This is a genomic window from Mariniflexile jejuense, from assembly GCF_042675665.1.
GTDB lineage: Bacteria > Bacteroidota > Bacteroidia > Flavobacteriales > Flavobacteriaceae > Mariniflexile > Mariniflexile jejuense.
The window spans coordinates 352,138-376,135 of the sequence record NZ_JBHTJI010000001.1; the positions used below are offsets into that span (position 1 = coordinate 352,138).

At 31.0% G+C, this 23,998-nt stretch carries 22 protein-coding genes; 11 read left to right on the plus strand and 11 right to left on the minus strand.

Annotation, left to right across the window (positions count from 1 at the left end; translation table 11 throughout):
- Nucleotides 1–106 precede the first annotated feature (106 nt).
- Together ACFQ1R_RS01520 and ACFQ1R_RS01525 are read left to right on the plus strand one after the other, a co-directional pair.
- Nucleotides 107–1,102 (plus strand): transporter, encoded by a 996-nt coding sequence (locus ACFQ1R_RS01520; protein WP_379924337.1) that lies wholly within the window; start codon nt 107–109, stop codon nt 1,100–1,102.
- Between the two features lie 22 nt (nt 1,103–1,124).
- Entirely contained in the window at nt 1,125–2,243 is a 1,119-nt protein-coding gene (locus ACFQ1R_RS01525) for a GTP cyclohydrolase (RefSeq protein WP_379924338.1), read from the plus strand.
- Between the two features lie 56 nt (nt 2,244–2,299).
- On the opposite strand, the gene ACFQ1R_RS01530 is transcribed toward ACFQ1R_RS01525, so the two are convergent.
- The 3 genes from ACFQ1R_RS01530 to ACFQ1R_RS01540 form a co-directional block, all read right to left on the minus strand.
- Complete coding sequence (locus tag ACFQ1R_RS01530) at nt 2,300–3,556, minus strand: aminotransferase class I/II-fold pyridoxal phosphate-dependent enzyme (RefSeq protein WP_379924339.1); 1,257 nt, start codon at nt 3,554–3,556, stop codon at nt 2,300–2,302.
- A 250-nt stretch (nt 3,557–3,806) separates the two neighbouring features.
- Nucleotides 3,807–4,847: a PLP-dependent cysteine synthase family protein gene (locus ACFQ1R_RS01535; protein WP_379924340.1), complete on the minus strand. Its 1,041-nt coding sequence runs from the start codon at nt 4,845–4,847 to the stop codon at nt 3,807–3,809.
- Nucleotides 4,848–4,930: 83 nt separating this feature from the next.
- Nucleotides 4,931–6,997, minus strand: coding sequence for a S9 family peptidase (locus ACFQ1R_RS01540; protein WP_379924341.1), 2,067 nt, complete (start codon nt 6,995–6,997; stop codon nt 4,931–4,933).
- A 73-nt stretch (nt 6,998–7,070) separates the two neighbouring features.
- Here ACFQ1R_RS01540 and ACFQ1R_RS01545 point away from each other — a divergent pair, with 73 nt between their 5' ends.
- Nucleotides 7,071–7,394, plus strand: a complete 324-nt coding sequence (locus ACFQ1R_RS01545) for a YbaB/EbfC family nucleoid-associated protein (RefSeq protein WP_379924342.1) — start codon at nt 7,071–7,073, stop codon at nt 7,392–7,394.
- Nucleotides 7,395–7,433: 39 nt separating this feature from the next.
- On the opposite strand, the gene ACFQ1R_RS01550 is transcribed toward ACFQ1R_RS01545, so the two are convergent.
- Nucleotides 7,434–8,456: a threonine aldolase family protein gene (locus tag ACFQ1R_RS01550; RefSeq protein ID WP_379924343.1), complete on the minus strand. Its 1,023-nt coding sequence runs from the start codon at nt 8,454–8,456 to the stop codon at nt 7,434–7,436.
- A gap of 93 nt (nt 8,457–8,549) precedes the next feature.
- On the opposite strand from ACFQ1R_RS01550, the gene prfB reads away from it, so the two are divergent.
- From prfB to ACFQ1R_RS01570, 4 genes are all read left to right on the plus strand, one after another.
- Nucleotides 8,550–9,660, plus strand: a protein-coding gene (prfB, locus tag ACFQ1R_RS01555; RefSeq protein WP_379924344.1) for a peptide chain release factor 2 whose coding sequence is annotated in 2 segments (ribosomal slippage) — nt 8,550–8,612 and nt 8,614–9,660 — 1,110 coding nt in all. Because the reading frame shifts where the segments join, the coding sequence is not laid out codon by codon here.
- The gene (locus ACFQ1R_RS01560) at nt 9,660–10,274 is read left to right on the plus strand and encodes an HAD family hydrolase (RefSeq protein ID WP_379924345.1); all 615 of its coding nucleotides are present in this window, start codon (nt 9,660–9,662) and stop codon (nt 10,272–10,274) included. The genes prfB and ACFQ1R_RS01560 overlap by 1 nt, the downstream gene beginning before the upstream one ends.
- Entirely contained in the window at nt 10,274–10,615 is a 342-nt protein-coding gene (arsC, locus tag ACFQ1R_RS01565) for an arsenate reductase (glutaredoxin) (protein ID WP_379924346.1), read from the plus strand. The genes ACFQ1R_RS01560 and arsC overlap by 1 nt, the downstream gene beginning before the upstream one ends.
- A 97-nt stretch (nt 10,616–10,712) precedes the next feature.
- Nucleotides 10,713–13,160, plus strand: a complete 2,448-nt coding sequence (locus ACFQ1R_RS01570; RefSeq protein ID WP_379924348.1) for a TonB-dependent receptor domain-containing protein — start codon at nt 10,713–10,715, stop codon at nt 13,158–13,160.
- 74 nt (nt 13,161–13,234) lie between these two features.
- Here the strand turns inward: ACFQ1R_RS01570 and ACFQ1R_RS01575 are convergent, their stop codons facing one another.
- Nucleotides 13,235–13,411 (minus strand): hypothetical protein, encoded by a 177-nt coding sequence (locus ACFQ1R_RS01575; protein WP_162880248.1) that lies wholly within the window; start codon nt 13,409–13,411, stop codon nt 13,235–13,237.
- A 91-nt stretch (nt 13,412–13,502) separates the two neighbouring features.
- Complete coding sequence (locus ACFQ1R_RS01580) at nt 13,503–14,144, minus strand: peroxiredoxin (RefSeq protein WP_379924350.1); 642 nt, start codon at nt 14,142–14,144, stop codon at nt 13,503–13,505.
- 184 nt (nt 14,145–14,328) lie between these two features.
- Between ACFQ1R_RS01580 and fumC the strand changes: the two genes are divergently transcribed.
- Nucleotides 14,329–15,726 carry a class II fumarate hydratase gene (fumC, locus tag ACFQ1R_RS01585; RefSeq protein WP_379924351.1) on the plus strand — a complete coding sequence of 466 codons (1,398 nt, stop codon included), beginning with the start codon at nt 14,329–14,331 and terminating at the stop codon, nt 15,724–15,726.
- A 141-nt stretch (nt 15,727–15,867) separates the two neighbouring features.
- Here the strand turns inward: fumC and ACFQ1R_RS01590 are convergent, their stop codons facing one another.
- Together ACFQ1R_RS01590 and ACFQ1R_RS01595 are read right to left on the minus strand one after the other, a co-directional pair.
- Nucleotides 15,868–16,452 (minus strand): Crp/Fnr family transcriptional regulator, encoded by a 585-nt coding sequence (locus tag ACFQ1R_RS01590; protein ID WP_379924352.1) that lies wholly within the window; start codon nt 16,450–16,452, stop codon nt 15,868–15,870.
- A gap of 181 nt (nt 16,453–16,633) precedes the next feature.
- Nucleotides 16,634–17,518, minus strand: a complete 885-nt coding sequence (locus ACFQ1R_RS01595) for a chromosome partitioning protein ParA (RefSeq protein ID WP_379924353.1) — start codon at nt 17,516–17,518, stop codon at nt 16,634–16,636.
- A 116-nt stretch (nt 17,519–17,634) separates the two neighbouring features.
- Here ACFQ1R_RS01595 and ACFQ1R_RS01600 point away from each other — a divergent pair, with 116 nt between their 5' ends.
- Complete coding sequence (locus ACFQ1R_RS01600) at nt 17,635–18,663, plus strand: formimidoylglutamase (protein WP_379924354.1); 1,029 nt, start codon at nt 17,635–17,637, stop codon at nt 18,661–18,663.
- On the opposite strand, the gene ACFQ1R_RS01605 is transcribed toward ACFQ1R_RS01600, so the two are convergent.
- The gene (locus tag ACFQ1R_RS01605) at nt 18,660–19,244 is read right to left on the minus strand and encodes an NUDIX domain-containing protein (RefSeq protein WP_379924355.1); all 585 of its coding nucleotides are present in this window, start codon (nt 19,242–19,244) and stop codon (nt 18,660–18,662) included. The genes ACFQ1R_RS01600 and ACFQ1R_RS01605 overlap by 4 nt on opposite strands.
- A gap of 253 nt (nt 19,245–19,497) precedes the next feature.
- Between ACFQ1R_RS01605 and ACFQ1R_RS01610 the strand changes: the two genes are divergently transcribed.
- Nucleotides 19,498–19,728: an FtsL-like putative cell division protein gene (locus ACFQ1R_RS01610; protein ID WP_379924357.1), complete on the plus strand. Its 231-nt coding sequence runs from the start codon at nt 19,498–19,500 to the stop codon at nt 19,726–19,728.
- Between the two features lie 96 nt (nt 19,729–19,824).
- Here the strand turns inward: ACFQ1R_RS01610 and ettA are convergent, their stop codons facing one another.
- Together ettA and ACFQ1R_RS01620 are read right to left on the minus strand one after the other, a co-directional pair.
- Nucleotides 19,825–21,516: an energy-dependent translational throttle protein EttA gene (gene ettA, locus ACFQ1R_RS01615; RefSeq protein ID WP_379924359.1), complete on the minus strand. Its 1,692-nt coding sequence runs from the start codon at nt 21,514–21,516 to the stop codon at nt 19,825–19,827.
- A 129-nt stretch (nt 21,517–21,645) separates the two neighbouring features.
- Nucleotides 21,646–21,828: a CAL67264 family membrane protein gene (locus ACFQ1R_RS01620; RefSeq protein WP_379924361.1), complete on the minus strand. Its 183-nt coding sequence runs from the start codon at nt 21,826–21,828 to the stop codon at nt 21,646–21,648.
- Nucleotides 21,829–22,212: 384 nt separating this feature from the next.
- Here ACFQ1R_RS01620 and ACFQ1R_RS01625 point away from each other — a divergent pair, with 384 nt between their 5' ends.
- Complete coding sequence (locus ACFQ1R_RS01625) at nt 22,213–23,961, plus strand: glycoside hydrolase family 10 protein (RefSeq protein WP_379924362.1); 1,749 nt, start codon at nt 22,213–22,215, stop codon at nt 23,959–23,961.
- Nucleotides 23,962–23,998 lie beyond the last annotated feature (37 nt).

Here is a 23,998-nt window from a genome sequence, read left to right on the forward strand (position 1 = left end):
AAAAATGATAAAAAATGTATAAAATATCTATATTTGAATAGCCTTATATACTATTTTTTTAATCATCAGTAAATAAAATAATTTACGATAACTTAAAAACACCACTATGAACCCAATCAAATCTACCCTATTTATTTTTATAAGTTTTATTTCATCTCTGGCCTTTGCACAGTACACCGATGTTATAAACTCAAACAGACCAGGTGTTTCAAGAAGCGCTTTTTCAGTTGGTACCAATGTTGCTCAATTTGAGGTTGGTCCATATATGCTAAAAGAAAAGCGTACGCCTGCTACAAGTTATGAAGTTGATGGTTTTGGTGTTGATTTTGCTACACGATATGGCTTACTTTGGGAAGAATTAGAACTTAATATTGAAGGCTCATTTCAAAGCGATACTAAAACCTATAACTCTAGCATAACTGCTGAAGACAAACGTGCAAATTTTAAATTTCTTACCATTGGTGCTAAATATTTAATTTATGACCCTTATAAAAAAGGTGAAGACAAGCCCAATTTATACAGTTGGAAAGCAAACCATAAATTTAAATGGAAAACTTTAATTCCAGCAGTATCAATATATGCAGGCGCAAATTACGACACTAAAAATAATCCTTATACTGCACAGGGTATAGAAGGTTTTAGTCCAAAAGTTATGATTGCAACCCAAAACAATTTTAATGGTGGTTGGGTGTTTGTAATGAATTTAATAAAAGACAGAATTGGCACAGACCAATCTGATTTTCAATATATTTTAACCTTAACGCATTCGTTTAGCCCAAAATGGGTTGTTTTTGGCGAAACCCAAGGTATTAAAAGTGATTTTTATGCCGATAACCTTTTTAGGTTTGGTGGTGGTTATTTATGGACTAAAGATTTTCAATTAGATACCGCTGTAACATTCAATACTAAAGATACGCCATCAGTTTTTGGTGTTAATTTTGGTATGTCGTACCGTTTAGATTTTCATAAAGATAAAGAGATAGATAACGGAACATCAGCAAAAGATGAAGGTGAAAGACGAAAAAACAAATCGAAAAAAACCACCGATGTTATAGAAGAATACAATAAAAAGCATAAAAGAAAAGATCAAAATTTCAATTAAAAGATTTACGCCAACCAACATAATGATTTCAATAAAAGAAGTAACAACAAAAAGTGAATTAAAAGCTTTTGTAAAATTTCCGTTCAAACTATACAAAGACTCAAAATATTGGGTTCCACCTATAATAAGTGAAGAATTAAAAACATTTGACACCAAAGAAAATCCTGTTTTTAATGATGCCGAAGCTAGATTATTCTTAGCTTACAAACATAATGAAATTGTTGGTAGAGTTGCTGCCATTATCAATTCATTAGAAGTTAAACACCAAGGCATAAAAAAAATGCGCTTTGGCTGGTTTGATTTTATTGATGATTTTGAAGTTTCAAAAGCACTTTTTAATCAAATTGAAACTATTGGTAAAGAACACGGTTTAGAATTTGCTGAAGGTCCTGTTGGGTTTTCAAATTTAGATAAAGTTGGTGTGATGACTGAAGGTTTTGAGCACATTTCTTCAATGATTACATGGTACAACTATCCGTATTATATTAAGCATTATGAAAACGCAAATTATATAGTTGAAAAAAAGTATTCTGAAAGTAAGTTTCCTTTTAAAAATGTGAAGCCTGAATTCTTTTTTAAAGCGCAAGAACTTATAAAAAAACGCTACCAACTAAAGGCATTAAACCTAACTAAAACATCGGAAGTAATGCCTTATGCCGATAAAATGTTTGACTTATTTAATGAAAGTTATGCGTCCTTATCATCATTTGTTGCTATTACAGATATACAAAAGGAATATTTTAAAAAGAAATTCATAAGCTTCATAAACCCTGAATACATCAAATTTGTTGTAGACAAAGATGATAAACTTATTGGTTTTGCAGTAGTAATGCCTGCTTTTGCCAAAGCATTACAAAAAATGAAAGGCAAATTATTTCCTTTTGGCTTTATGCATATTTTACAAGCAAAAAAGCATAGTAAAGATGTTATTTTCTATTTAATTGGCATTCATCCAGACTATCAAAACAAAGGTGTGCATGCTGTTATTTTTAATGAATATTATAACACGTTTAGAGAAAAAGGTATTCAAAATTGTATAAGAACTCCTGAATTAGAAGATAATTATGCTATTCATCAAATTTGGAAACATTTTGATCCTGAAGTATATAAGCGACGTGTAACTTATAGAAAGAATTTATAACAAAAAAGGTCATTTACTAAATAAATGACCTTTTTAAATTTTATATGTTTTGTTGATTAACCTACGTTTTCAACACTAACTTCAGCAATTTTTTTATACGTTCCGTTTACTAATTTTTCACGAATTGCTTCAAAAGCCGCCAACGTTTCTTCTATATCTTGCAATGTATGAGAAGCCGTAGGAATCATTCTTAACAAAATAATACCTTTAGGAATAACTGGATACACAACAATTGAAAGGAAAATACCGTAGTTTTCACGTAAATCATTCACCATTACCATCGCTTCTGGAATAGAACCTTCTAGATACACTGGTGTAATACAAGTGTTTGTATCGCCTATATTAAATCCTCTTTGTCTTAATCCATTTTGAAGCGCATTAACGTTTTCCCATAATTTATCTTTAATTTCAGATGAATTACGCAACAATTCTAAACGTTTTAACGATCCAATTGTTTGAATCATTGGTAACGCTTTAGCAAACATTTGAGAACGTAAATTGTATTTTAAATAATCTATCACATCTTTATCGGCAGCAACAAAAGCACCAATATTAGCCATAGATTTTGCAAATGTTGAAAAATACACATCAATACCATCTTGACAACCTTGCTCCTCGCCTGCTCCAGCACCTGTTTTACCAAGTGTTCCAAAACCATGAGCATCATCAACCAATAAACGGAAATTATATTTTTCTTTCATGGCAACAACTTCTTTAAGTTTTCCTTGTTGACCACGCATTCCAAAAACACCTTCTGTAATAAATAAAATACCGCCACCTGTTTCGTTTGCCATTTTTGTAGCACGTTGCAGGTTTTTTTCCATACTTTCTAAATCGTTGTGTTTATAGGTAAAACGTTTACCCATGTGCAAACGAACACCGTCAATAATACAAGCATGTGAATCTACATCATAAACAATGATATCATTTTTAGTTACTAAAGCATCAATTATAGACACCATACCTTGGTAACCAAAATTCAATAAATAGCATGACTCCTTCTTTACAAAAGCCGCTAATTCATTTTCTAATTGTTCATGGTATTTTGTATGACCACTCATCATTCTAGCGCCCATAGGATAAGCAGCACCCCATTGTTGTGCTGTTTCAGCATCTACTTTACGAACTTCAGGATGATTGGCTAAACCTAAGTAATCATTAATAGACCAGTTTAAGATTTTTTTACCGTGAAATTCCATTCTCGGGCCTAAATCGCCTTCCAATTTTGGAAAAACATAATAACCTTCTGCTTGTGATGCCCATTTTCCTAATGGTCCCTTATTGTTTTGAATTCTTTCAAATAAATCTTTCATTTATTCTAACTTGTTGCTATTAAAATTAAAACTAACTTAAACTTGAAATGGTATTACTGTGCTACTTCTACTAAATTCTATTTAAAAAGAAATGAAGTAAAGATTTATTAGTTTCTAGTCAGTTCGGGCAAAATTAAATATTTATATTGTTTGTACATAATTTTTAGTGTTCAATTATTTATAAAATAAAAAAAGAGATGACTTTTTGCTATAAAAACAAATGTCATCTCTTTATTATGTAATATTTATACTATTTTATGTATTCTATATTTTGTACTGTGGCTTCATTTTTACTATCAAAAAAGCCTTGTTCTTGCATCCATTTATCGCTATACACTTTACTCATATAACGCGAACCGTGATCTGGAAAAATAACTACAACGTAATCATCTTTTTTAAATTCACCTTGTTCACCTAGTTGTTTAAGTGCTTGTGTTGCAGCTCCAGAAGTATAACCTACAAATAGCCCTTCACTTCTTGCTAATTCTCTAGCGGTATGTGCACTTTCTTCATCGGTTACTTTTACAAACTCATCAATTACATCAAAATCTGTAGCAGTAGGTATTAAATTTTTTCCTAAACCTTCAATTCTATATGGATAAATTTCTTTTTCGTCGAATTCTCTAGTCTCATGGTATTTTTTAATTACCGAGCCAAAAGCATCAACACCAATCACTTTAATATTTGGATTTTGTTCTTTTAAATATTTTGCTGTTCCTGAAATGGTACCACCTGTTCCACTACAAGCAACTAAATGCGTTATTTTACCTTCAGTTTGTTTCCAAATTTCTGGACCTGTTGAAGCGTAATGTGCATCTATATTTAATTGGTTAAAATATTGGTTAATATAAACTGAACCTTTAATTTCACTGTGCAGTCTTTTTGCAACTTCATAATAAGACCTTGGGTCGTCTGCACTAACATGCGCAGGACATACATATACTTTTGCACCCATGGTTTTAAGCATATCAATCTTATCGGCAGATGATTTTGAACTTACTGCTAACACACAATCATAACCTTTAATAATACTTACCATAGCAATGCTGAAGCCTGTATTACCTGATGTTGTTTCGATGATAGTAGAACCTGGTGTTAAAATGCCCTTTCGTTCTGCTTCTTCTATTATGTAGGTTGCTATTCTATCTTTTGAAGATTGTCCTGGATTAAAGGATTCTACCTTTGCGTAGAAGTTTCCTTTAAATTTTGAAGCTACTTTATTAAGTTTAATAAGTGGTGTATTACCTACTAAATCTAATACATTATCAAAAACTTGATTTCTGTGTTTCATAAATGCCTTTTAGGAAAGTTACTGTAATATTAGTGAAAATATTTGTAACTTAAAACCTGACAAAAGTAAAACTTTTTTTTTACTTAACCATGGATTCCTTCTAAATCTAATAAAAAGGCATATTCTAAGGCTACTTCTTTCAAACTTTCAAAACGTCCTGAAGCGCCACCATGACCAGAATCCATATCAGTATAAAGTAATAATTTATTAGTGTCTGTTTTTAATTCTCGAAGCTTTGCAACCCATTTTGCTGGTTCCCAGTATTGCACTTGCGAATCATGTAAACCTGTAGTAACTAGCATGTTTGGATAGTTTTTACTTTCTACATTGTCGTAAGGTGAATAAGACTTCATGTAATTATAATACTCTAGTTTGTTTGGATTTCCCCATTCATCATATTCACCTGTTGTAAGTGGAATAGTATCATCCAACATCGTTGTAACTACATCAACAAACGGTACAGCGGCTAAAATACCGTTATACAATTCTGGGTTCAAATTAATAACTGCACCCATTAACAAACCTCCTGCTGAACCACCATAAGCATATAAATGCTTTGCGGATGTATATTTTTGTTCGATTAAATATTTTGAACAATCTATAAAATCGTAAAAGGTATTTAGTTTTGTTAATAGCTTTCCGTTTTCATACCAATGGCGTCCCAAATATTCGCCACCACGAATGTGCGCAATGGCGTAAACAAATCCGCGGTCTAACAAACTTAAACGTACTGTTGAAAATGATGGATCTATAGTTGAACCATACGAGCCATAAGCGTATTGTAATAACGGACTTGTACCATCTAATTTTGTTCCTTTTTTGTAAACTAAAGAAATAGGTACTTTTACACCATCACGTGCTGTTGCCCAAATACGTTTAGATTCATAATTTTCTTTTTGGAATTTCCCACCTAAAACTTCTTGTTCTTTTTTAATTTCGGTTTGTTTCGTTTTAAAATTATAATCAATTACAGAACTAGGCGATGTTAGTGAATTGAAGGCATAACGCAACACGTCACTATCAAAATCGGGATTATTACTAATATACGTTGTATAGGTTTCGCTTTCAAAAGGCAAATAGTAATCTTCAGAACCATCCCAACTCATAATTCTTAAATTATTAAGTCCGTTTTCACGTTCATTAACAACTAAATAATCTTTAAATATTTCGATATCTTCTAAAAGAACGTCGTTTCTATGAGGAATAACATCTTTCCAATAGCGTTTTTCTGTTTTAGTTTCACTTGTTTTTAGTAGTTTAAAATTAGTTGCATCATCACAATTTGAAATGATGTAAAAACTATCATTATAATGTGCAATACTGTATTCCAGGTCACGCTTACGTTTTTGAAATATTTTGAATTCCCCATCAGGTGTATCGGCATTTAAAATACGATATTCTGAAGAAACCGTACTAGAAGACCCAATAACAATATATTTTTTAGATTTTGTTTTATAAACAAACGTGTTAAATGTTTCATCGGCTTCATAAAAAACCTCAATATCTTCTTTAGAATTGGTATGTAATTTATGTTTAAAAATTTTATGCGAACGCAACGTAACATCGTCTTTCATGCAGTAAAACAAGGTTTTATTATCGCTTGCCCATGTAGAACTGCTTGTGGTATTTTCAATTTTATCAGGATAAATTTCGCCTGTTACTAAATTTTTAATTTGAATAGTGTATTGTCGTCTTCCAACTGTGTCAATTGAAAAACTAACCATTGTATTATCTGGACTAATAGACATGCTTCCTAGGTTAAAAAACGTAAAACCTCTTGCCATCTCATTACAATCAAATAATATTTCTTCTGCCGCTTCTAAAGTTTCCTTTTTTCGAGTGTAAATTGGGTAATCTTGCCCTTTTTCATAACGTGTTATGTACCAATAACCATTTAATTTATATGGAACCGATGTGTCATCTTCCTTAATTCTACCTTTCATTTCTTCAAATAATGCTTTTTGAAAGGCTTCTGTATGCTGCATAACGTTTTTTGTATAGGCGTTTTCAGCATTCAAATAATCAATCACTTCTGGGTTTTCCCTATCGTTCAACCAATAGTAATTATCGATGCGAACATCTTTGTGTTTTACTAATTTTTTTGGCTTTTTTGTGGCTTTAGGTATTTGAAGTATGGTTTTCAACGACATTTTATTCTTAAATTAAGACGGTAAAAATATAAAAATTAAATAGCTTTGTAATGATTTAAAAAATTATAAAATTATGTTTGGAGATATGATGAATATGATGGGTAAACTTAAAGAAACCCAGCGTAAAGTTGAAGAAACTAAAAAACGGTTAGATACCGTTTTAATTGATGAAAAAAGCAACGACAATAAACTTAAAATAACACTAACCGCCAATAGAACCATAAAATCTATTGATATTGATGAAAGTTTGCTTCAAGATAAAGAACAACTTGAAGATTACTTAATTATAACATTAAATAAAGTAATTGCTAAAGCTACTAATGTAAACGAAGCAGAACTTGCGGCTGTTGCTAAAGAAGGTATGCCAAATATTCCAGGTTTGGATATGTTTAAATAGACTTCTTAAATTATCTGACTTCTTAGAATTCTAGACGGTTTAGATAGTTAGGTTTTTGAGAATTTCTAGAAATTTTTCATGCATGGTATCGGTATAATCTAAATGGGTAACAATACGTAATTTATTGGTACCCATACCTATTATGTGAATGTTTTTTTCTTTTAATTTTTGAATGAATGAATTTTCATTTACATTTTTGTTTAATTCGAAAATAACGATATTTGTTTCAATAGGTTCAACAGTTTTTATAATTGATAATTTAGAAAGCATCTGCCCTATTTCCTTAGCTTTTTTATGGTCTTCAACCAATCTGTCAATATTATTATCTAAAGCATAAAGTCCTGCTGCAGCTAAATAACCTGCTTGTCGCATATTACCACCAAATACTTTTCGTATTCTAATGGCTGTTTTCATAATTGCTTCATCGCCTATTAAAACAGAACCAATTGGGCAACCCAAACCTTTACTTAAACAAACTGAAATCGTATTAAAAACATCACCATATTGCTTCGTGTTTTCATTTTTTTCTACTAACGCATTCCACAATCTAGCACCATCTAAATGAAATCCCAAATTATTAGTATTGCAAACGGCTTTTATTTTTAAAATTTCATTAAAATCCCAACACGAACCGCCACCTCTATTGGCTGTATTTTCAATTTCAACCAAACGTGTTGGACTATAATAATAAGCCTCAGGGTTTATTGCATCAATAACTTGTTGTGCTGTAAACATACCACGATTGCCATCAATTAATTTACAAGAAGCACCACTATTAAACGCAACACCGCCAGATTCATAATTATAAATATGGGCATATTTATCACAAACAACTTGGTCGCCTGGGTTAGTATGTAATTTTATTGCGGTTTGGTTTGCCATTGTTCCGCTTGGAAAAAATAAAGCACTTGGTTTTCCAAACATATTGGCTAAACGTGTTTCTAGCTGATTAACAGTTTCATCTTCTCTAAAAACATCATCGCCTACTTTAGCTTCCATCATGGCTTCTAGCATGCCTTTTGATGGTTTTGTAACAGTATCACTTCTTAAATCTATTATCATTTCAATAAAAATATAGGTAAAGCTATAAAAATTATATGAAGATTTGTTTTCTACTCCTTGTTTAAATTCTATTTTTGTTCAAAATAAAAAACTATGATTACTTCCGATCAAATTAAAAATCTTAACACCCGCCTAGACAAACTTAGGCACTATCTTTGACGTAGATAAAAAGCTTATTGAAATACAAAACGAAGAAGAAAAAACTTTTGACCCTAATTTTTGGAATGATGCCAAAGCTGCCGAAGCCATTATGAAATCGCTTCGTGTTACTAAAAAATGGGTTGAAGACTACAACAAAGCCAAAACGCTTACCGAAGATTTAGAGGTGCTTTATGAATTCTATAAAGAAGGTGACGCTACCGCAGAAGATGTTGAATTACAATATGAAAAAGCCTTTACACTACTTGAAGATATTGAATTTAAAAACATGCTTTCTGATGAAGGTGATAGTTTAAGTGCTGTTTTACAAATAACTGCTGGTGCTGGTGGTACCGAAAGTTGCGATTGGGCAAGTATGCTTATGCGTATGTACTTAATGTATGCCGAGAAAAGCGGATTTAAAGTTAAAGAACTCAACTTTCAAGAAGGTGATGTGGCTGGTATAAAAACCGTGACTTTAGAAATTGAAGGCGATTTTGCGTTTGGTTGGCTAAAAGGTGAAAATGGTGTACATCGTTTGGTGCGTATTTCACCGTTTGATAGCAATGCCAAACGTCATACCAGTTTTGCTTCTGTTTATGTATATCCGTTAGTTGATGACACTATTGAAATTGAAATAAACCCTGCCGATATTGAAATTACAACCGCACGTTCTAGTGGTGCTGGTGGACAAAACGTAAATAAAGTTGAAACAAAGGTACAACTAACGCATAAACCAACAGGTATTCAAATACAATGTTCAGAAACACGTTCGCAACATGATAACCGCTCCAGAGCCTTACAAATGCTAAAATCGCAGTTATACGAAATTGAACTGCAAAAACAAATGGCACAGCGTGAAGATATTGAAGCTGGAAAAATGAAAATTGAATGGGGAAGCCAAATTAGAAACTATGTAATGCAACCTTACAAATTGGTTAAAGATGTAAGAACTGCACACGAAACCAGCAATGTTGATGCTGTTATGGATGGAAATATTGGTCCGTTTTTAAAAGCCTATTTAATGATGATGGGGCAAAAAGTTGAAGATAATAATACCTTATAATGCAAATTAATACCATAATTTTTGATTTAGGTGGCGTTTTAATTGACTGGAATCCTGAATACGTTTTTTTAGATGCTTTTCATGGTGATAGAAAAAAAATGCTGTGGTTTTTTGAAACCATTTGTACAAGTGATTGGAATGAAAATCAAGATGCAGGTTATCCATTAGCAAAAGCAACACAAGATTTGGTTGAAAAATTTCCAGATTATGAACACTATATAAAACTATTTTATGGTTCTTGGGAAAACATGTTAGGTGGCGAAATTGAAGCAACTGTTGAAATATTAAAAAATTTAATTGCATCAAAAAAATACAAAATAGTTGCACTAACAAATTGGAGTAGCGAAACTTTTCCTATTGCACAAAAACAATTTGAGTTTTTACAATGGTTTGAAGGTATTGTAGTTTCGGGTGATGAAAAAACAAGAAAACCATTTAAGGAAATTTACAATATAACTCTTGAAAGGTTTAATATAATTCCAGAAAATTCAGTCTTCATAGATGACAATTTAAGAAATATTGAAGCAGCAAATGCTTTGGGTATAAACGGTATTCATTTTAAAAATCCAGCAGAACTCATTCAGCAATTAAAAACATATAATATTTACGTATAATGATAAAAATACTTCATAACAATAGATGTAGTAAATCGCGTTTCGGGTTAGAATTTTTAGAAAATTCAGGAAAACCTTTTGAGGTTGTAAAATATCTTGAAGACACTCTTTCGGCTAAGGAACTAAAAGAAATTATAAACCTTTTAGGCATAAAACCAATTGATTTAGTTAGAAAAAATGAAGCCATTTGGAAAACCGAGTTTAAAAACAAAAAATTAACCGATGACCAATTAATTGAAGTTATGGTTAAAAATCCGAAACTTATTGAACGTCCAATAGTTATAAACGGCAATAAAGCTGTAATTGGCAGACCAACCGAGAAAATAGGGGAAATTATCTAAAAATAAGGTTAAATCAAGTTTCGTTAATTAACTTATATTTAACAAAACACCATTAAACCATGTTTACTTTTGCTCGTCTAACATGGAAAAATAAACCATGACCAAAATTTTTATAAGCATTTTTTTACTATCTATTCTTACCTTTTCAGGAAATGCACTTTCCAAAAATGATATTACTGATAAAGACATTACCATTTCTGGAAAAGTAATAGACAAAGACACCAATACGCCTTTAGAATATGCTACAATTGCATTTTTTAGTAAAAAAGAAAACAAAATTGTAAATGGCGGCATTACAGATGCTAATGGACAATTTAATATTAAAATAGCTAATGGTGTTTACGATATTTCCATTGAATACATATCCTATAAAAAAATAACACTATCCAATAGAAAATTAGATTCTGATACCAATTTAGGAACTATTTTTTTAGAAATTGATTTTGCTTCATTAGGTGAAGTTGAAATTATTGCAGAAAAAACAACCGTAGAAATTAAACTTGATAAAAAAATATATACTGTTGGTAGCGATTTAACTGTAAGAGGTGGAACAGTAAGCGATGTTTTAGATAACATTCCTTCAGTTTCTGTAGATGTTGAAGGTAATGTGGCTTTACGTGGTAATGATAACGTTACCATTTTAATAAATGGAAAACCATCTGGTTTGGTTGGTTTAAATTCTACCAATGCTTTACGACAACTTCCTGCAGATGCCATTGAACGTGTTGAAGTTATAACCTCACCTTCAGCAAGATATGATGCCGAAGGCACTGGTGGTATTCTTAACATTATTCTCAGAAGAAGTAAACTTCAAGGTTTTAATGGTGCTGTAACTGTAAATTCTGGTTATCCTTTAACTGCTGGCGTTTCTGGAAACGTTAATTACAGAACTGGTAATTTTAACTTTTTCAATACTACTGGATATGATTATAGAAAATCTCCAGGGAAATCTACAACTGAAAGTGAATATTTTAATGGAAGCGATCCTAGTACCTTTTTAAATGAATACAGAGCGACTGATAGAATAAGAAAAGGAATAACCACAAACACAGGTGTTGAATGGTATATTAACGACACCGCTTCATTAACAACATCAATTGTATTACGTAATAGTGATAATAAAACTGAAACAACAAACACTATTAATGAATTAAATGCTAATGGCAACTTAATAAACCAATCAAATCGATTCGATCCTGAAACTGAAGATGATAAAACCATTCAATATGCTGTTAATTTTAATAAGCAATTTGATGGCAATTCATCTCATAAATTAACATTCGATTTTCAATTTGAAAACTCTAATGAAGATGAATTTTCATTAATATCTCAAGACGGTAATGCTGCTGAAAGAGTGCAAACTCTAGAAGAACAAAGAAATATTTTATTGCAAAGTGATTATGTATTACCTATTGGTGAAGCAAGCCAATTTGAGCTTGGTTATAGAGGTAATTTCAACCAATTAGATACCGATTATAGTCTTGAATTTAATAATAATGGTTCTTATGTTTTAGACACCAATGTAAGTAATAATTTAATTTACAGTGAATATATAAACGCTTTTTACACACAATTTGGTAGTAAAATTAAAAACAAATTTTCTTACTTATTAGGTCTTCGAATGGAAGATTCAAAAATTACCATTAATCAAATAACAAGTGGCGATTTTGAAAGAAAAAACTATTTAGGCTTTTTCCCTACGGTTAATTTAGGCTATGAAATTAGCGATAAACAAAGTTTAACTTTTGGATATAACCGAAGAATAAGCAGACCGCGTTCGCGCTTTATTAACCCATTTCCATCGCGTAGTAGTGCTACCAACTTATTTCAAGGTAACCCAGATATAAACCCAAGTTATTCAAATAAAGTTGACTTAGGCTATTTAAATAAATTTGGAAAAATAACTTTAAACTCGTCTATTTATTTTGAACATGCTACAGATGTATTCACCTTTATAGCTGAAGACACAGGTACAACAGCTACAGTTGGCGGTACAGAAGTTCCTGTTATAAGAAGAACACCAATAAATTTAGCAACTAATGATCGTACTGGGTTTGAGTTTACATTAACATACAGACCTAACCAAAAATGGAATTTAAATGGAAACTTTAACTTATTTAATTCTGTAACAAAAGGCGATTATAACGGTACCGATTTTGGTGCAGAAAATTTAAGTTGGTTTGCAAGATTGAATAATAAATACACACTTCCGGGTAAAATTGATTGGCAAACACGCTTGTTTTACGGCGGACCAAGTCAAGATGCGCAAAATAAAACAAAAGGTATATTTTCTACCGATTTAGCATTTAGTAAAGATTTCTTTAATGATAATGCGTCGTTAGCATTTAATATAAGCGATGTGTTTAATAGCAGAAAACGAATTACAGAATCTACTACAGCTACTTTTTTAAGTAATAGCGAATTCCAGTGGAGACAACGTAGTTTTAATCTATCATTCACTTACAGATTCAACCAACAAAAGAAACAAAACAGAGATCGTGGTCAAAATGGCGGTGGTATGGATAATATGGATTTTGAAGGATAGTATAAATATGAAAAGAAATAAAAAAAGGGAAGCTAAATTAGCTTCCCTTTTTTTATTAGTATAATTTAATAATGTTATGAATTTTGACGTTTCGCCTTTTTCTCTTCTCTAATTTCTTTTAATCTTTCAATTAAAGAACCACCAATCCAGTAAGGAATAACGAAGGTTAACAAAAATATCATTAACCAAAAACCTATTGTTAAAATGGTTAAAAAAGCTAAAAATCCTAAATATTGGTCAAAATCAAACATAATTGTAAGTATCTTTTAAAAATCTTACGCAAAGATAATGCAAAGGTTCTTGTTATACAATATCAAATTAAAATTTATTAACAACACGTTGTTATTTTAAATTAGGTTGTGGTGTCATTCTTAAATACGGTTTAATCTCATCAACGCCTTTGGTAAAAATATTTTTAGCATCGGCTGTAGAAATTGCAGGACTAACTACCACATCTTCACCATGTTTCCAGTTGGCAGGTGTTGCTACTTTATGGTATGCCGTAAGTTGCAAACTATCAATAACACGCAATAATTCTTCAAAATTTCTACCTGTTGATGCTGGATAGGTTATAATAAGTTTTACTTTTTTATCATCACCAATAACAAACACAGAACGTACTGTAAATTTATCGCTCGCATTTGGGTGAATCATATCATATAGTTCTGAAACCTTTTTATCTTCATCTGCAATAATTGGAAAATTTACTGTTGTATTTTGGGTTTCATTAATATCATTTATCCAACCATGATGAGATTCAACACCATCAACACTTAACGCTACAACTTTTACATTGCGTTTATCAAATTCAGGTTTATATTTTGCTACTGTACCTAATTCTGTAGTACAAACAGGCGTATAATCAGCAGGATGCGAAAATAAAATACCCCAACTATCCCCTAGCCATTCATGAAAATTAATAGTGCCTTCTGTAGATTTTGCTGTAAAATTTGGTGCAACATCACCTAATCTTATTGTTGCCATAATTGTATCTGTTTTTATTAAAATTATTGTTAATTATACTAGCTAATATACCGTTTTTTATTGATTTCATAATTAATCAAGGCGTTATATATCTGTTAAAAAAAACTTTTAAAAACTAACAGATATCATAACAATAAATAGCTAAAACCATTAACTTTGTTGCATTAATTAAACAGTTACTAAAATGAGTTTTAGAATAGAAAAAGATACTATGGGCGAGGTAAAAGTACCTGCCGATAAACTTTGGGGTGCACAAACTGAACGCTCTAGAAATAATTTTAAAATAGGTACTTCTGCATCGATGCCTTTAGAAATAATTTATGGCTTTGCATATCTAAAAAAAGCTGCAGCGTATACTAATTGCGAATTAGGTGTTTTACCAATTGAAAAACGCGACTTAATAGCAGCTGTTTGTGATGAAATTTTAGCAGGTAAACATAACGATCAATTCCCGTTAGTTATTTGGCAAACAGGCTCTGGAACACAAAGCAATATGAATGCGAATGAAGTAATTGCAAACAGAGCACAACAATTGGCTGGTAAAATTATTGGTGAAGGTGAAAAAGTTATTCAACCAAACGATGATGTTAACAAATCGCAATCATCAAACGATACATTTCCAACAGGCATGCACATTGCTGTTTATAAAAAAGTTGTTGAAGTAACAATACCTGGTGTAAAACAATTGCGTGATACGTTAAAGAAAAAATCTGATGCATTTAAAAATGTTGTAAAAATTGGTCGTACGCACTTAATGGATGCTACACCACTTACTTTAGGTCAAGAACTTTCTGGCTATGTTGCACAATTAGACCATGGTTTAAAGGCTTTAGAAAACACATTACCGCATTTAAGCGAATTAGCTTTAGGCGGAACTGCTGTTGGCACTGGTTTAAACACACCAAAAGGTTACAGCAAACGCGTAGCAGAATATATTGCGCAATTTACAGGACTTCCTTTTGTTACCGCACCTAATAAATTTGAAGCATTAGCAGCACATGATGCTATTGTTGAAACACATGGTGCATTAAAACAACTAGCTGTTTCTTTAAACAAAATTGCTAACGATGTTAGAATGATGGCTTCCGGACCAAGAAGTGGTATTGGTGAAATTATTATTCCTGCAAACGAACCTGGTAGTTCTATCATGCCAGGAAAAGTAAACCCAACACAATGTGAAGCTTTAACTATGGTTTGCGCTCAAGTTATTGGTAATGATGTTGCTATTGCTGTTGGCGGTATGCAAGGACATTATGAACTTAACGTGTTTAAACCTGTTATGGCTGCAAATGCTATACAATCAGCACAATTAATTGGTGACGCTTGTGCTAGTTTTGATGAGCATTGTGCTGTTGGTATTGAACCTAACCACAACGTTATTAAAACCTTACTAAACAATTCTTTAATGTTGGTTACTGCTTTAAATACTAAAATTGGATATTATAAAGCTGCTGAAATTGCAAATACTGCGCATGCTAATGGCACAACATTAAAAGAAGAAGCTGTTAATTTAGGCTATGTAACCGCCGAAGATTATGATGCTTGGGTAAAACCAGAAGATATGGTTGGTGGTTTAAAATAAACACACAAACTGCTATAAATAAAAAAACAGGTAAAATTTTTACCTGTTTTTTTTTGGTTGGTTAGCTATCAATCCTTGTAATGTTCAAAAGGAAATCAAGCCAAATATATAATTTAACATTTTATTAGATATTAACAAATGTTAACAACTACCATTTTTCTTTCTAATTCTACTTAATTGAACTGGTGTTATACCTAAATATGAAGCAATATGGTATTGCGGAATTAATGTTTCAACATTAGGAATTTCATTTCTTAATTCTAAATACCTATCTTTCGCATCTAAAGAAATTAAGTCTACAAGTCGTTTCTCGTAAGTTATATAAACAGTTTCTATAATTTTAGTATATAGCGTATTTAGGTCATCATATTTTTTACATAATTCCATAAATTTTTTATAATCAACCTCGTACAATTCACAATCTAATAACGTTTCAAAAACAAATATTGAAGGGCATTGGTTTATTAAAGCCGTTAATGGTGCTACAAATGTTATGGGTAAATAAAAACTTTTATTAAATTCTTTACCAGATTCAGTACTAATGTAACATCTAACAACTCCAGAAACTAACATGTAAACTTTAGAGGGTATTTCTCCTAATTTCACAATTTGGTTTCCAGCTTTTACCGTTTTTAAATCTGAAATTTTTAATAATTCTTCAACAATATCCTCAGATATATCGCTTATAGAGTTTAAAAAATTAGCATGATAATCTATTTGATTCATAGCGATTGCAACATTTATTTTATATTGTTTTCTTGGTCGTGATTAAAATTACATGTTCTATTTGATGCCTAATTAAAATCTCTACAATTTGCATAAAAATTTGTTTAGATGCAAAAGCCTGTAGTAATAAACAAAAAAAAGCCTTGAGAAATCCCAAGGCTTTACAATCTGTGTATTTGGTTTATTTTAAAGTGAATTCTGATGTTGCAACTAAATCTTTTTCATTAAATACGTTTACTATGTAACGTCCTTTTTGAAATTCAGATTTTCCTTTTGATGCTACAAATTCACATACATCTAAACTTGCTTTTTCGTAATTAAACTTACTTATAATACTGTAGTTTAAAGTTTTACCTCCAAAAGTTACTTGGTCGTTTAAACCTAAAGTATTGTTTTTTGGATCTATAACTTGAACATATAATTCTTGGTCTCCAGCTTGTACCAATTTGTTTTTTGGTACAGTAAAACAAACTCTAATTTTATCTGTTCTACTAGCTCTTTCTGTTGGAATTAATTTTCCAGAAGTTCTTTCAATAACACCAAAACCTTTCATGTTTACCGCTCCTAATACAGCTGCATTTGAAACAACTTCAGCTAAAGCATTGTTTTGTACTAATAAAGAATCGCTAAACATTTTACGTTCTTCTAAACTTACACGTGTACTATCTAATGATGTTGCTAAATACGAATTTTGTATTTTCAATTTATCATTTTCAGCTAATAAAACATCCATTTCTTTTTGTAATGAAATGTATTTTTGTTTGTAACTCCACAAACTTTTCACATTAGTTTCAGATATTTTTAACGAATCAATTAACCCTTGAATTCTAGCTCTTGCTTCAATTAAATCTTTATTTGCTACATCGTTTTCTGCTATAGCTTCATCATATTGTTTAGCCATCGCATTTAAATCGTTCATTACTAATTGTTTTTGTTCAGTTAAATCATTCTGAACTTTTTCGCTGCTTTTGTACAAATTCATGGTATAAAATGCAGTTCCTAAAAATAAAACTAATGCAATACCTAATGCTACTTTAAGCCCCATGCTACTTTTGTTGTTTTCCATAATTACTTGTTTTTAATGTTTTTTTTAATAGTCTAACGTTCTTTTATTTATTACTTAAATTTTTAATGCTATAAATAAATAATGATGTATTTTTAATTCAAATTATTTACTTTTTTATGGATAAACTAGTTTTATTTAACACAACAACTTTAAATGAGTTATTAAACAAACGCCTAGGCGAATCCAAATTTGGTGAACATATTCAAATATTAACCAGCATTTCACATATATACGACCAACTTTTAAATTTGGATGTTACGTATGTAATTATTGGTTTACCTGAAGATGTTGGTGTGTATGCAAACTATGGAAAAACAGGCACTTCCAAAGCTTGGGATGCTACTTTAAAAGTATTACTAAACATACAAAGTAACGAGTTTACTAATGCTAACAAAGTTTTAATTCTAGGTCATTTAGATTTTTCAGCTGAATTATTAAAAATTTCAGAGTTAGATAAATCCAACCAAAAAAGTATTAAAAAAGCTCGGAAAATTGTGAGCGATATTGATAAACATGTAACACATGCTGTACAACAAATTATTGCTGCTGGCAAAAAACCTATTATTATTGGAGGCGGTCACAACAATGCCTATGGCAATATAAAAGGTACTAGTTTAGCGTTAAAACAACCTGTTAATGTTATAAATTTTGATGCACATTCCGATTTTAGACCAGAAGAAGGCAGACATAGTGGTAATGGTTTTAGTTATGCTTATGCTGAAGGATTCTTAAAAAACTATTTTATTTTTGGGTTGCAAAAAAACTACACATCTGATAAACTATTTAAAACCCTTAAAAAATTAAAACTAGTTAAATTTTCAACGTTTGAAGATTTGGAAGTTGATAAAACATTAAAGTTTAAAGATGAATTAGAACGTGCATTAAATCACGTTCATGATAGACCTTTTGGTGTTGAAATAGATTGTGATGCCATTGAAAACATACCAAGTAGTGCAATGACACCAAGCGGATTTAGTGTTAACAAAGCTAGAAATTTTATAAAGTTTTTTTCAAAACAAGAAAATGTAATGTATTTGCATATTTGTGAAGCTTCACCAACTAAAAAAACTGAAACCCAAGTTGGAAAATTAATCACTTATTTAATTACCGATTTTATTAATGAAACTCTAAATGATAAAAATTAATGTAATAGTTTATGTATAATAGCATATTGCAATAAAACAATTGTTCGTGTATCGTTTATTTTTCCATTGTTAAGCATTTTAATAGCTTCAGTAAATGGCAATTCTAAAACTTCTATATCTTCGTGTTCACTTTCCAATCCGCCACCTTCATTTACTTTCATTGCATCAGTATATTCACCAATAAAAAAATGCATTTTTTCAGTCATTACACCAGGTGAAGAATAGGCTTCAAACACTTTTTTTACTTCTTTCAGTCTATACCCTACTTCTTCTTCTGTTTCTCTAATAATGCACGCCTCTGGATTATCTTTATCAAGCATACCAGCACAAACTTCAATCAATAAGCCATCTTTATTATCATTTAAAAAAGTTGGCATTCTAAATTGTTTTGTTAAAATAACCGTTCCCTTTTCTTTGCTATATAACAAAATACCGGCGCCATCGCCTCTATCATAACATTCACGTACTTGTGTTACCCAATTTCCGTTTCGTAATTGATAATCAAACGTTAGCTTATTTAATGTGTAATAATGGTTAGAAAGTAACTCTGTTTTAATATTTTTTAATGTATTTAGAGACATTAGCATTTATTTTATAATTGAAATGGCAAGCAATTTCGTTAAAAAAAAATAAAATAACCTAATTAAAAAAGTGTTTTATGTTAAATTCAAAATACAAGATTATTTTAAGTGTAATTAACTTAAAATAAATGAAGTAGCTTTAAATCTAACGCCATATTATCATACAAAAAGACATTTAATAAATTCATTTATAATTGTTTAGTGAATAAAAAATATTATATTTGAAATAGCTATTAAACCAAATCTTGCATTGATGATGCCAACTAACTTTTTTTCAACAATTTCACTTATAAGTCAAAAAGATATAGTAACCGTATTAATTGTGGTGGTTGCTTTTTTTTCTCTGCTTTTAATTTTAGGTATTAGAAAATCTTATAAGCTTAAAAAAGAAAACGAACAACTTGATAAAATAAGTGAAGAGTTAGCTAAACAAGAAGAAGAATATAAAGATTTTACTGATGGCCATATGTATGGCGGGAATTAAAATCTAATTTCTATGCAATAGTATTAGATAGTTTATTTAAGTTTAAAACATATTTTATAAAAAAAAAACGCCCACTAATTAGTGAGCGTTTTTTTATTAGCGAACTAGCTTTTTATACTTAATACGTTTCGGTGTTAAATCGCCACCCAAACGTTTCTTTTTGTTTTCTTCATATTCACTAAAACTACCTTCAAAGAAATATACTTGCGAATCGCCTTCAAAAGCTAAAATATGTGTACATATTCTATCTAAAAACCATCTATCATGCGATATTACTACTGCACAACCAGCAAAGTTTTCTAAACCTTCTTCTAATGCGCGTAATGTATTTACATCAAGGTCGTTAGTAGGCTCATCTAAAAGTAATACATTACCTTCTTCTTTCAATGTCATAGCTAAATGCAAGCGGTTACGTTCTCCACCCGAAAGCAGTTTTACTTTTTTATTTTGTTCACCACCAGAAAAATTAAATCGACTTAAATAAGCTCTAGAATTTACTTCGCGTCCACCCATTAAAACTAATTCTTGCTCGTCGCTAAAATTTTGCCAAATGGTTTTTTCTGGGTCTATGTTTGAATGTGCTTGGTCTACATAAGCTATTTTAGCAGTTTCGCCAACTACAAACTCGCCTTTATCTGGGGTTTGTTCTCCCATAATCATTCTAAAAATGGTGGTTTTACCAGCACCATTTGGTCCTATTACACCAACAATGCCTGCTTGTGGCAATTTGAAGTTTAATTCTTCGTACAATAATTTATCGTCAAAACCTTTACTTACACCAACTGCCTCAATAACATTCGTTCCTAAACGTGGTCCATTTGGTATGTAAATTTCTAGTTTTTCATCAAGCTGCTTTTGGTCTTGACTTAGTAACTTATCATAATTCTGTAAACGTGCTTTTTGTTTAGTTTGACGCCCTTTTGCGCCTTGACGAACCCATTCTAGTTCGCGCTCCAACGTTTTTTGACGCTTAGAAGCTGTTTTACTTTCTTGTGCTAAACGTTTCGATTTTTGGTCTAACCAAGATGAGTAATTTCCTTTCCATGGAATACCTTCACCTCTATCCAACTCTAAAATCCAACCAGCAACATTATCTAAAAAGTACCTATCATGCGTTACAGCAATTACAGTTCCTTTATATTGTGCTAAATGCTGTTCTAACCAATGTACAGATTCTGCATCTAAGTGGTTAGTAGGCTCATCTAACAATAATACATCTGGTTCTTGCAATAACAATCTACATAAAGCAACACGACGACGTTCACCTCCAGAAAGTAAGCTAATTTTTTTATCACCATCTGGCGTACGAAGCGCATCCATGGCAATTTCTAATTTAGTATCTAATTCCCAAGCATTAGAAGCATCAATTTTATCTTGAAGTTCAGCTTGTCTAGCCATTAATTTATCCATTTTGTCTGGGTTAGAATACACTTCTTCCAAACCAAACATATCGTTAATTTTATTGTATTCATCAAGAATAGCCACTGTTTCTGCAGCACCTTCTCTTACAATTTCAATAACCGTTTTATTTTCATCAAGCTTTGGTTCTTGCTCTAAATAGCCAACCGAATAATCTTGCAAAAACGTAACATCACCTTGATAGTTTTTATCAACGCCTGCAATTATTTTAAGTAACGTAGATTTACCCGAACCATTTAAACCTAAAATACCAATTTTAGCACCGTAAAAAAAACTTAAATAAATGTTTTTTAAAACTGGTGTATTTGCTCCTTGAAACGTCTTGGTTAACCCAGACATTGAAAATATTACTTTCTTATCGTCACTCATTATTGTTTATTGTTAAGTTGTTTACTGTTAAGCTGTTTTACTTATAATTTAGAATTAAAAACGTCTTAACTGTTTTTAGCTGTTGTTTTAAAGTTGCTTAAACTTAACAACAACCGACAAAACTTTTTATTACACTCTACCTTTTAAAGCGTTAAAAACCCATGCAATGGCAAAAAAACCAAAACCTACGGTTGCAAAGCCCCAACCTGCTACATCATTATACCTGTAAGCTCCCATTAATATTAGAACTACACCCATAATAATCATTAAAACTGTTGCCCAAGCCAACACTGTATTTTTATTCATTGCCATAATTAATTTAGTTTTTTAAGGCGCAACCTTGAAAAAGCAAGGTCGGGCTTTTCGCTATATCTTTTTTATGTTTTTAACCCAAAGGTTACAAGAAGATGTTTTTATAAACACATAAAAAAGGATGCCGCTTCAATCCCTTGCGCAAATTCACAGGACAAATATCGTATTTTTATATATAAAAGCATCTTTTTAAAAATATAATTTTAACGTTTATCAACTATTTTTATATTTAAGCAAAATGCTATTTGTCCGAAAAAAAGCGCATTTCATCTATATATTTTTAGCTAAAATTTATATTTGTGTCATTATATTATTTAAATTTACCCTTTTTTGCAATTATTTAATAAATGTAATTTAAAAAAACCCTATTTTAAATCAAGTAATATGAAAATATTAGCCCCTTATTTTCTATTTTTATGTATAGCTATACAAGCACAAGTAAACAAAAAACTTACTGCTTTAAAAGTTGATTCAAACAACATAGAACAAGCTTCAACAATTACAGAAGCAAAATCTTTGTCAAATTTAAAATCTCATAGTGTAATTGGTGCAGAGCATAACATTACAACGCCTAAACGCGATTTAAGAGGTGTTTTTTTACCATCAGTTTCAAACTTATCTTGGCCAACAAACCGTAAAGCAACACCTGCAGTACAACAGGCTGAATTAATTGAAATTTTAAACGATTTAAAAGCGAATGGTTACAATACCGTTTTCTTACAGGTACGTCCAGAAAGTGACGCTTTATATGCCTCAACTATCGATCCTTGGTCGTACTGGCTTACTGGAACACAAGGAAAAGCACCATCACCACTTTGGGATCCATTAGAATTTGCCGTTAAAGAAGCCCATGCTCGCGGTTTAGATTTACATGCTTGGTTAAACCCTTATCGTGTTAAACAAACTCCAACTATGGAATTAGCACCTAATAACGTAGCTAATTTACATCCAAATTGGACGTTTCAAGCAAAATTAAATAATACTGATAAAGCATTATCATTAAAAATGCTAAACCCTGGACTTCCAGATGTTAGAAACTACATTGTTAGCGTAATAAAAGATATTGCTAATAGATATGATATAGATGGTATTCACTTTGATGATTATTTTTACCCTTATTCTGGCATGAATACCGTACCACAGGATGCTAAAACCTTTAAAGAAAATAATCCTACCAATATAGCAACTATAGAAGATTGGAGGCGAAATAACGTAAACCTAATGATTGGGATGGTTTATGATGCCATTCAAGATATAAACACCAAAAAGAATAAAAATATCGTGTTTGGTGTTAGTCCGTTCGGAATTTGGAAAGCAGATACACCTACAGGCATTAAAGGAACTTCATCTTTCAGTGCTTTATATTGCGATCCAATTGCTTGGTTACAATCTAATAAAGTAGATTATATAGCACCACAATTGTATTGGAAAATTGCAAAAGCCCAAGATTATATTTCATTATCAAAATGGTGGAACGATCAAGCAAATCTTTATAACAAACAATTATATGTTAGCCAAGGTTATTATAATTTAAACCAAACAAAACCTTGGGATATTATTGAAATTCAAAACCAAATAAACCATAATAGAATTGCAAATATGCATGCCACTTTTGGCCAAATAGCATACAGTTACAATACCATAAAAAGCAATTTAAAAGGTATTAATAGTGCATTAAATGCTACTCAATTTAAATATAAATCATTTGCGCCTCCGGTTTTAGGCTATGGTAAAGATGCTATTTGCCCAAAAAAACCAGACAATATTAGATTTGAACCTTTAAAAATTTTATGGGATACGCCCGAAGCTGCTGTTGATGGCGATTTACCTGTAAAATATGTTATTTATGCTTTTAATAATGCTGCTGAAGCTATTTCAAATATGAATGATGGTTCTAAAATACTAGATATTGTTGCTGGCAATGAATTAAATTTAACGCTAGAACAAATAACTAATAAAGTTTTTGTTGTTACTTCGCTAGATAAAAATAATAATGAAGCAGGCGATTTTACAGATACTAACAAATTTGGTGTTGTAAAAAAGAAAGTTAATGAGTTAAAAACAAACTCCATTATTGGTGATATTCAAACAACCATTGATGATACTAATATTCAAATAAAAAGATCTATTTAAATATATTTTACGATATAAAAAAGGGGAAATATTTTAT

Bases quoted from the DNA above. Each gene is read 5' to 3' on its own strand.
- ACFQ1R_RS01580 (WP_379924350.1), bottom strand. From the start codon at position 14,144: ATGGCAACAATAAGATTAGGTGATGTTGCACCAAATTTTACAGCAAAA.
- ACFQ1R_RS01570 (WP_379924348.1), top strand. From the start codon at position 10,713: ATGACCAAAATTTTTATAAGCATTTTTTTACTATCTATTCTTACCTTT.
- ACFQ1R_RS01560 (WP_379924345.1), top strand. From the start codon at position 9,660: ATGCAAATTAATACCATAATTTTTGATTTAGGTGGCGTTTTAATTGAC.
- ACFQ1R_RS01620 (WP_379924361.1), bottom strand. From the start codon at position 21,828: ATGGCAATGAATAAAAATACAGTGTTGGCTTGGGCAACAGTTTTAATG.
- ACFQ1R_RS01530 (WP_379924339.1), bottom strand. From the start codon at position 3,556: ATGAAAGATTTATTTGAAAGAATTCAAAACAATAAGGGACCATTAGGA.
- ACFQ1R_RS01540 (WP_379924341.1), bottom strand. From the start codon at position 6,997: ATGTCGTTGAAAACCATACTTCAAATACCTAAAGCCACAAAAAAGCCA.
- ACFQ1R_RS01520 (WP_379924337.1), top strand. From the start codon at position 107: ATGAACCCAATCAAATCTACCCTATTTATTTTTATAAGTTTTATTTCA.
- arsC (WP_379924346.1), top strand. From the start codon at position 10,274: ATGATAAAAATACTTCATAACAATAGATGTAGTAAATCGCGTTTCGGG.
- ACFQ1R_RS01590 (WP_379924352.1), bottom strand. From the start codon at position 16,452: ATGAATCAAATAGATTATCATGCTAATTTTTTAAACTCTATAAGCGAT.
- ACFQ1R_RS01545 (WP_379924342.1), top strand. From the start codon at position 7,071: ATGTTTGGAGATATGATGAATATGATGGGTAAACTTAAAGAAACCCAG.
- ACFQ1R_RS01610 (WP_379924357.1), top strand. From the start codon at position 19,498: ATGATGCCAACTAACTTTTTTTCAACAATTTCACTTATAAGTCAAAAA.
- ettA (WP_379924359.1), bottom strand. From the start codon at position 21,516: ATGAGTGACGATAAGAAAGTAATATTTTCAATGTCTGGGTTAACCAAG.
- ACFQ1R_RS01525 (WP_379924338.1), top strand. From the start codon at position 1,125: ATGATTTCAATAAAAGAAGTAACAACAAAAAGTGAATTAAAAGCTTTT.
- fumC (WP_379924351.1), top strand. From the start codon at position 14,329: ATGAGTTTTAGAATAGAAAAAGATACTATGGGCGAGGTAAAAGTACCT.
- ACFQ1R_RS01550 (WP_379924343.1), bottom strand. From the start codon at position 8,456: ATGATAATAGATTTAAGAAGTGATACTGTTACAAAACCATCAAAAGGC.
- ACFQ1R_RS01600 (WP_379924354.1), top strand. From the start codon at position 17,635: ATGGATAAACTAGTTTTATTTAACACAACAACTTTAAATGAGTTATTA.
- ACFQ1R_RS01535 (WP_379924340.1), bottom strand. From the start codon at position 4,847: ATGAAACACAGAAATCAAGTTTTTGATAATGTATTAGATTTAGTAGGT.
- ACFQ1R_RS01575 (WP_162880248.1), bottom strand. From the start codon at position 13,411: ATGTTTGATTTTGACCAATATTTAGGATTTTTAGCTTTTTTAACCATT.
- ACFQ1R_RS01625 (WP_379924362.1), top strand. From the start codon at position 22,213: ATGAAAATATTAGCCCCTTATTTTCTATTTTTATGTATAGCTATACAA.
- ACFQ1R_RS01595 (WP_379924353.1), bottom strand. From the start codon at position 17,518: ATGGAAAACAACAAAAGTAGCATGGGGCTTAAAGTAGCATTAGGTATT.
- ACFQ1R_RS01605 (WP_379924355.1), bottom strand. From the start codon at position 19,244: ATGTCTCTAAATACATTAAAAAATATTAAAACAGAGTTACTTTCTAAC.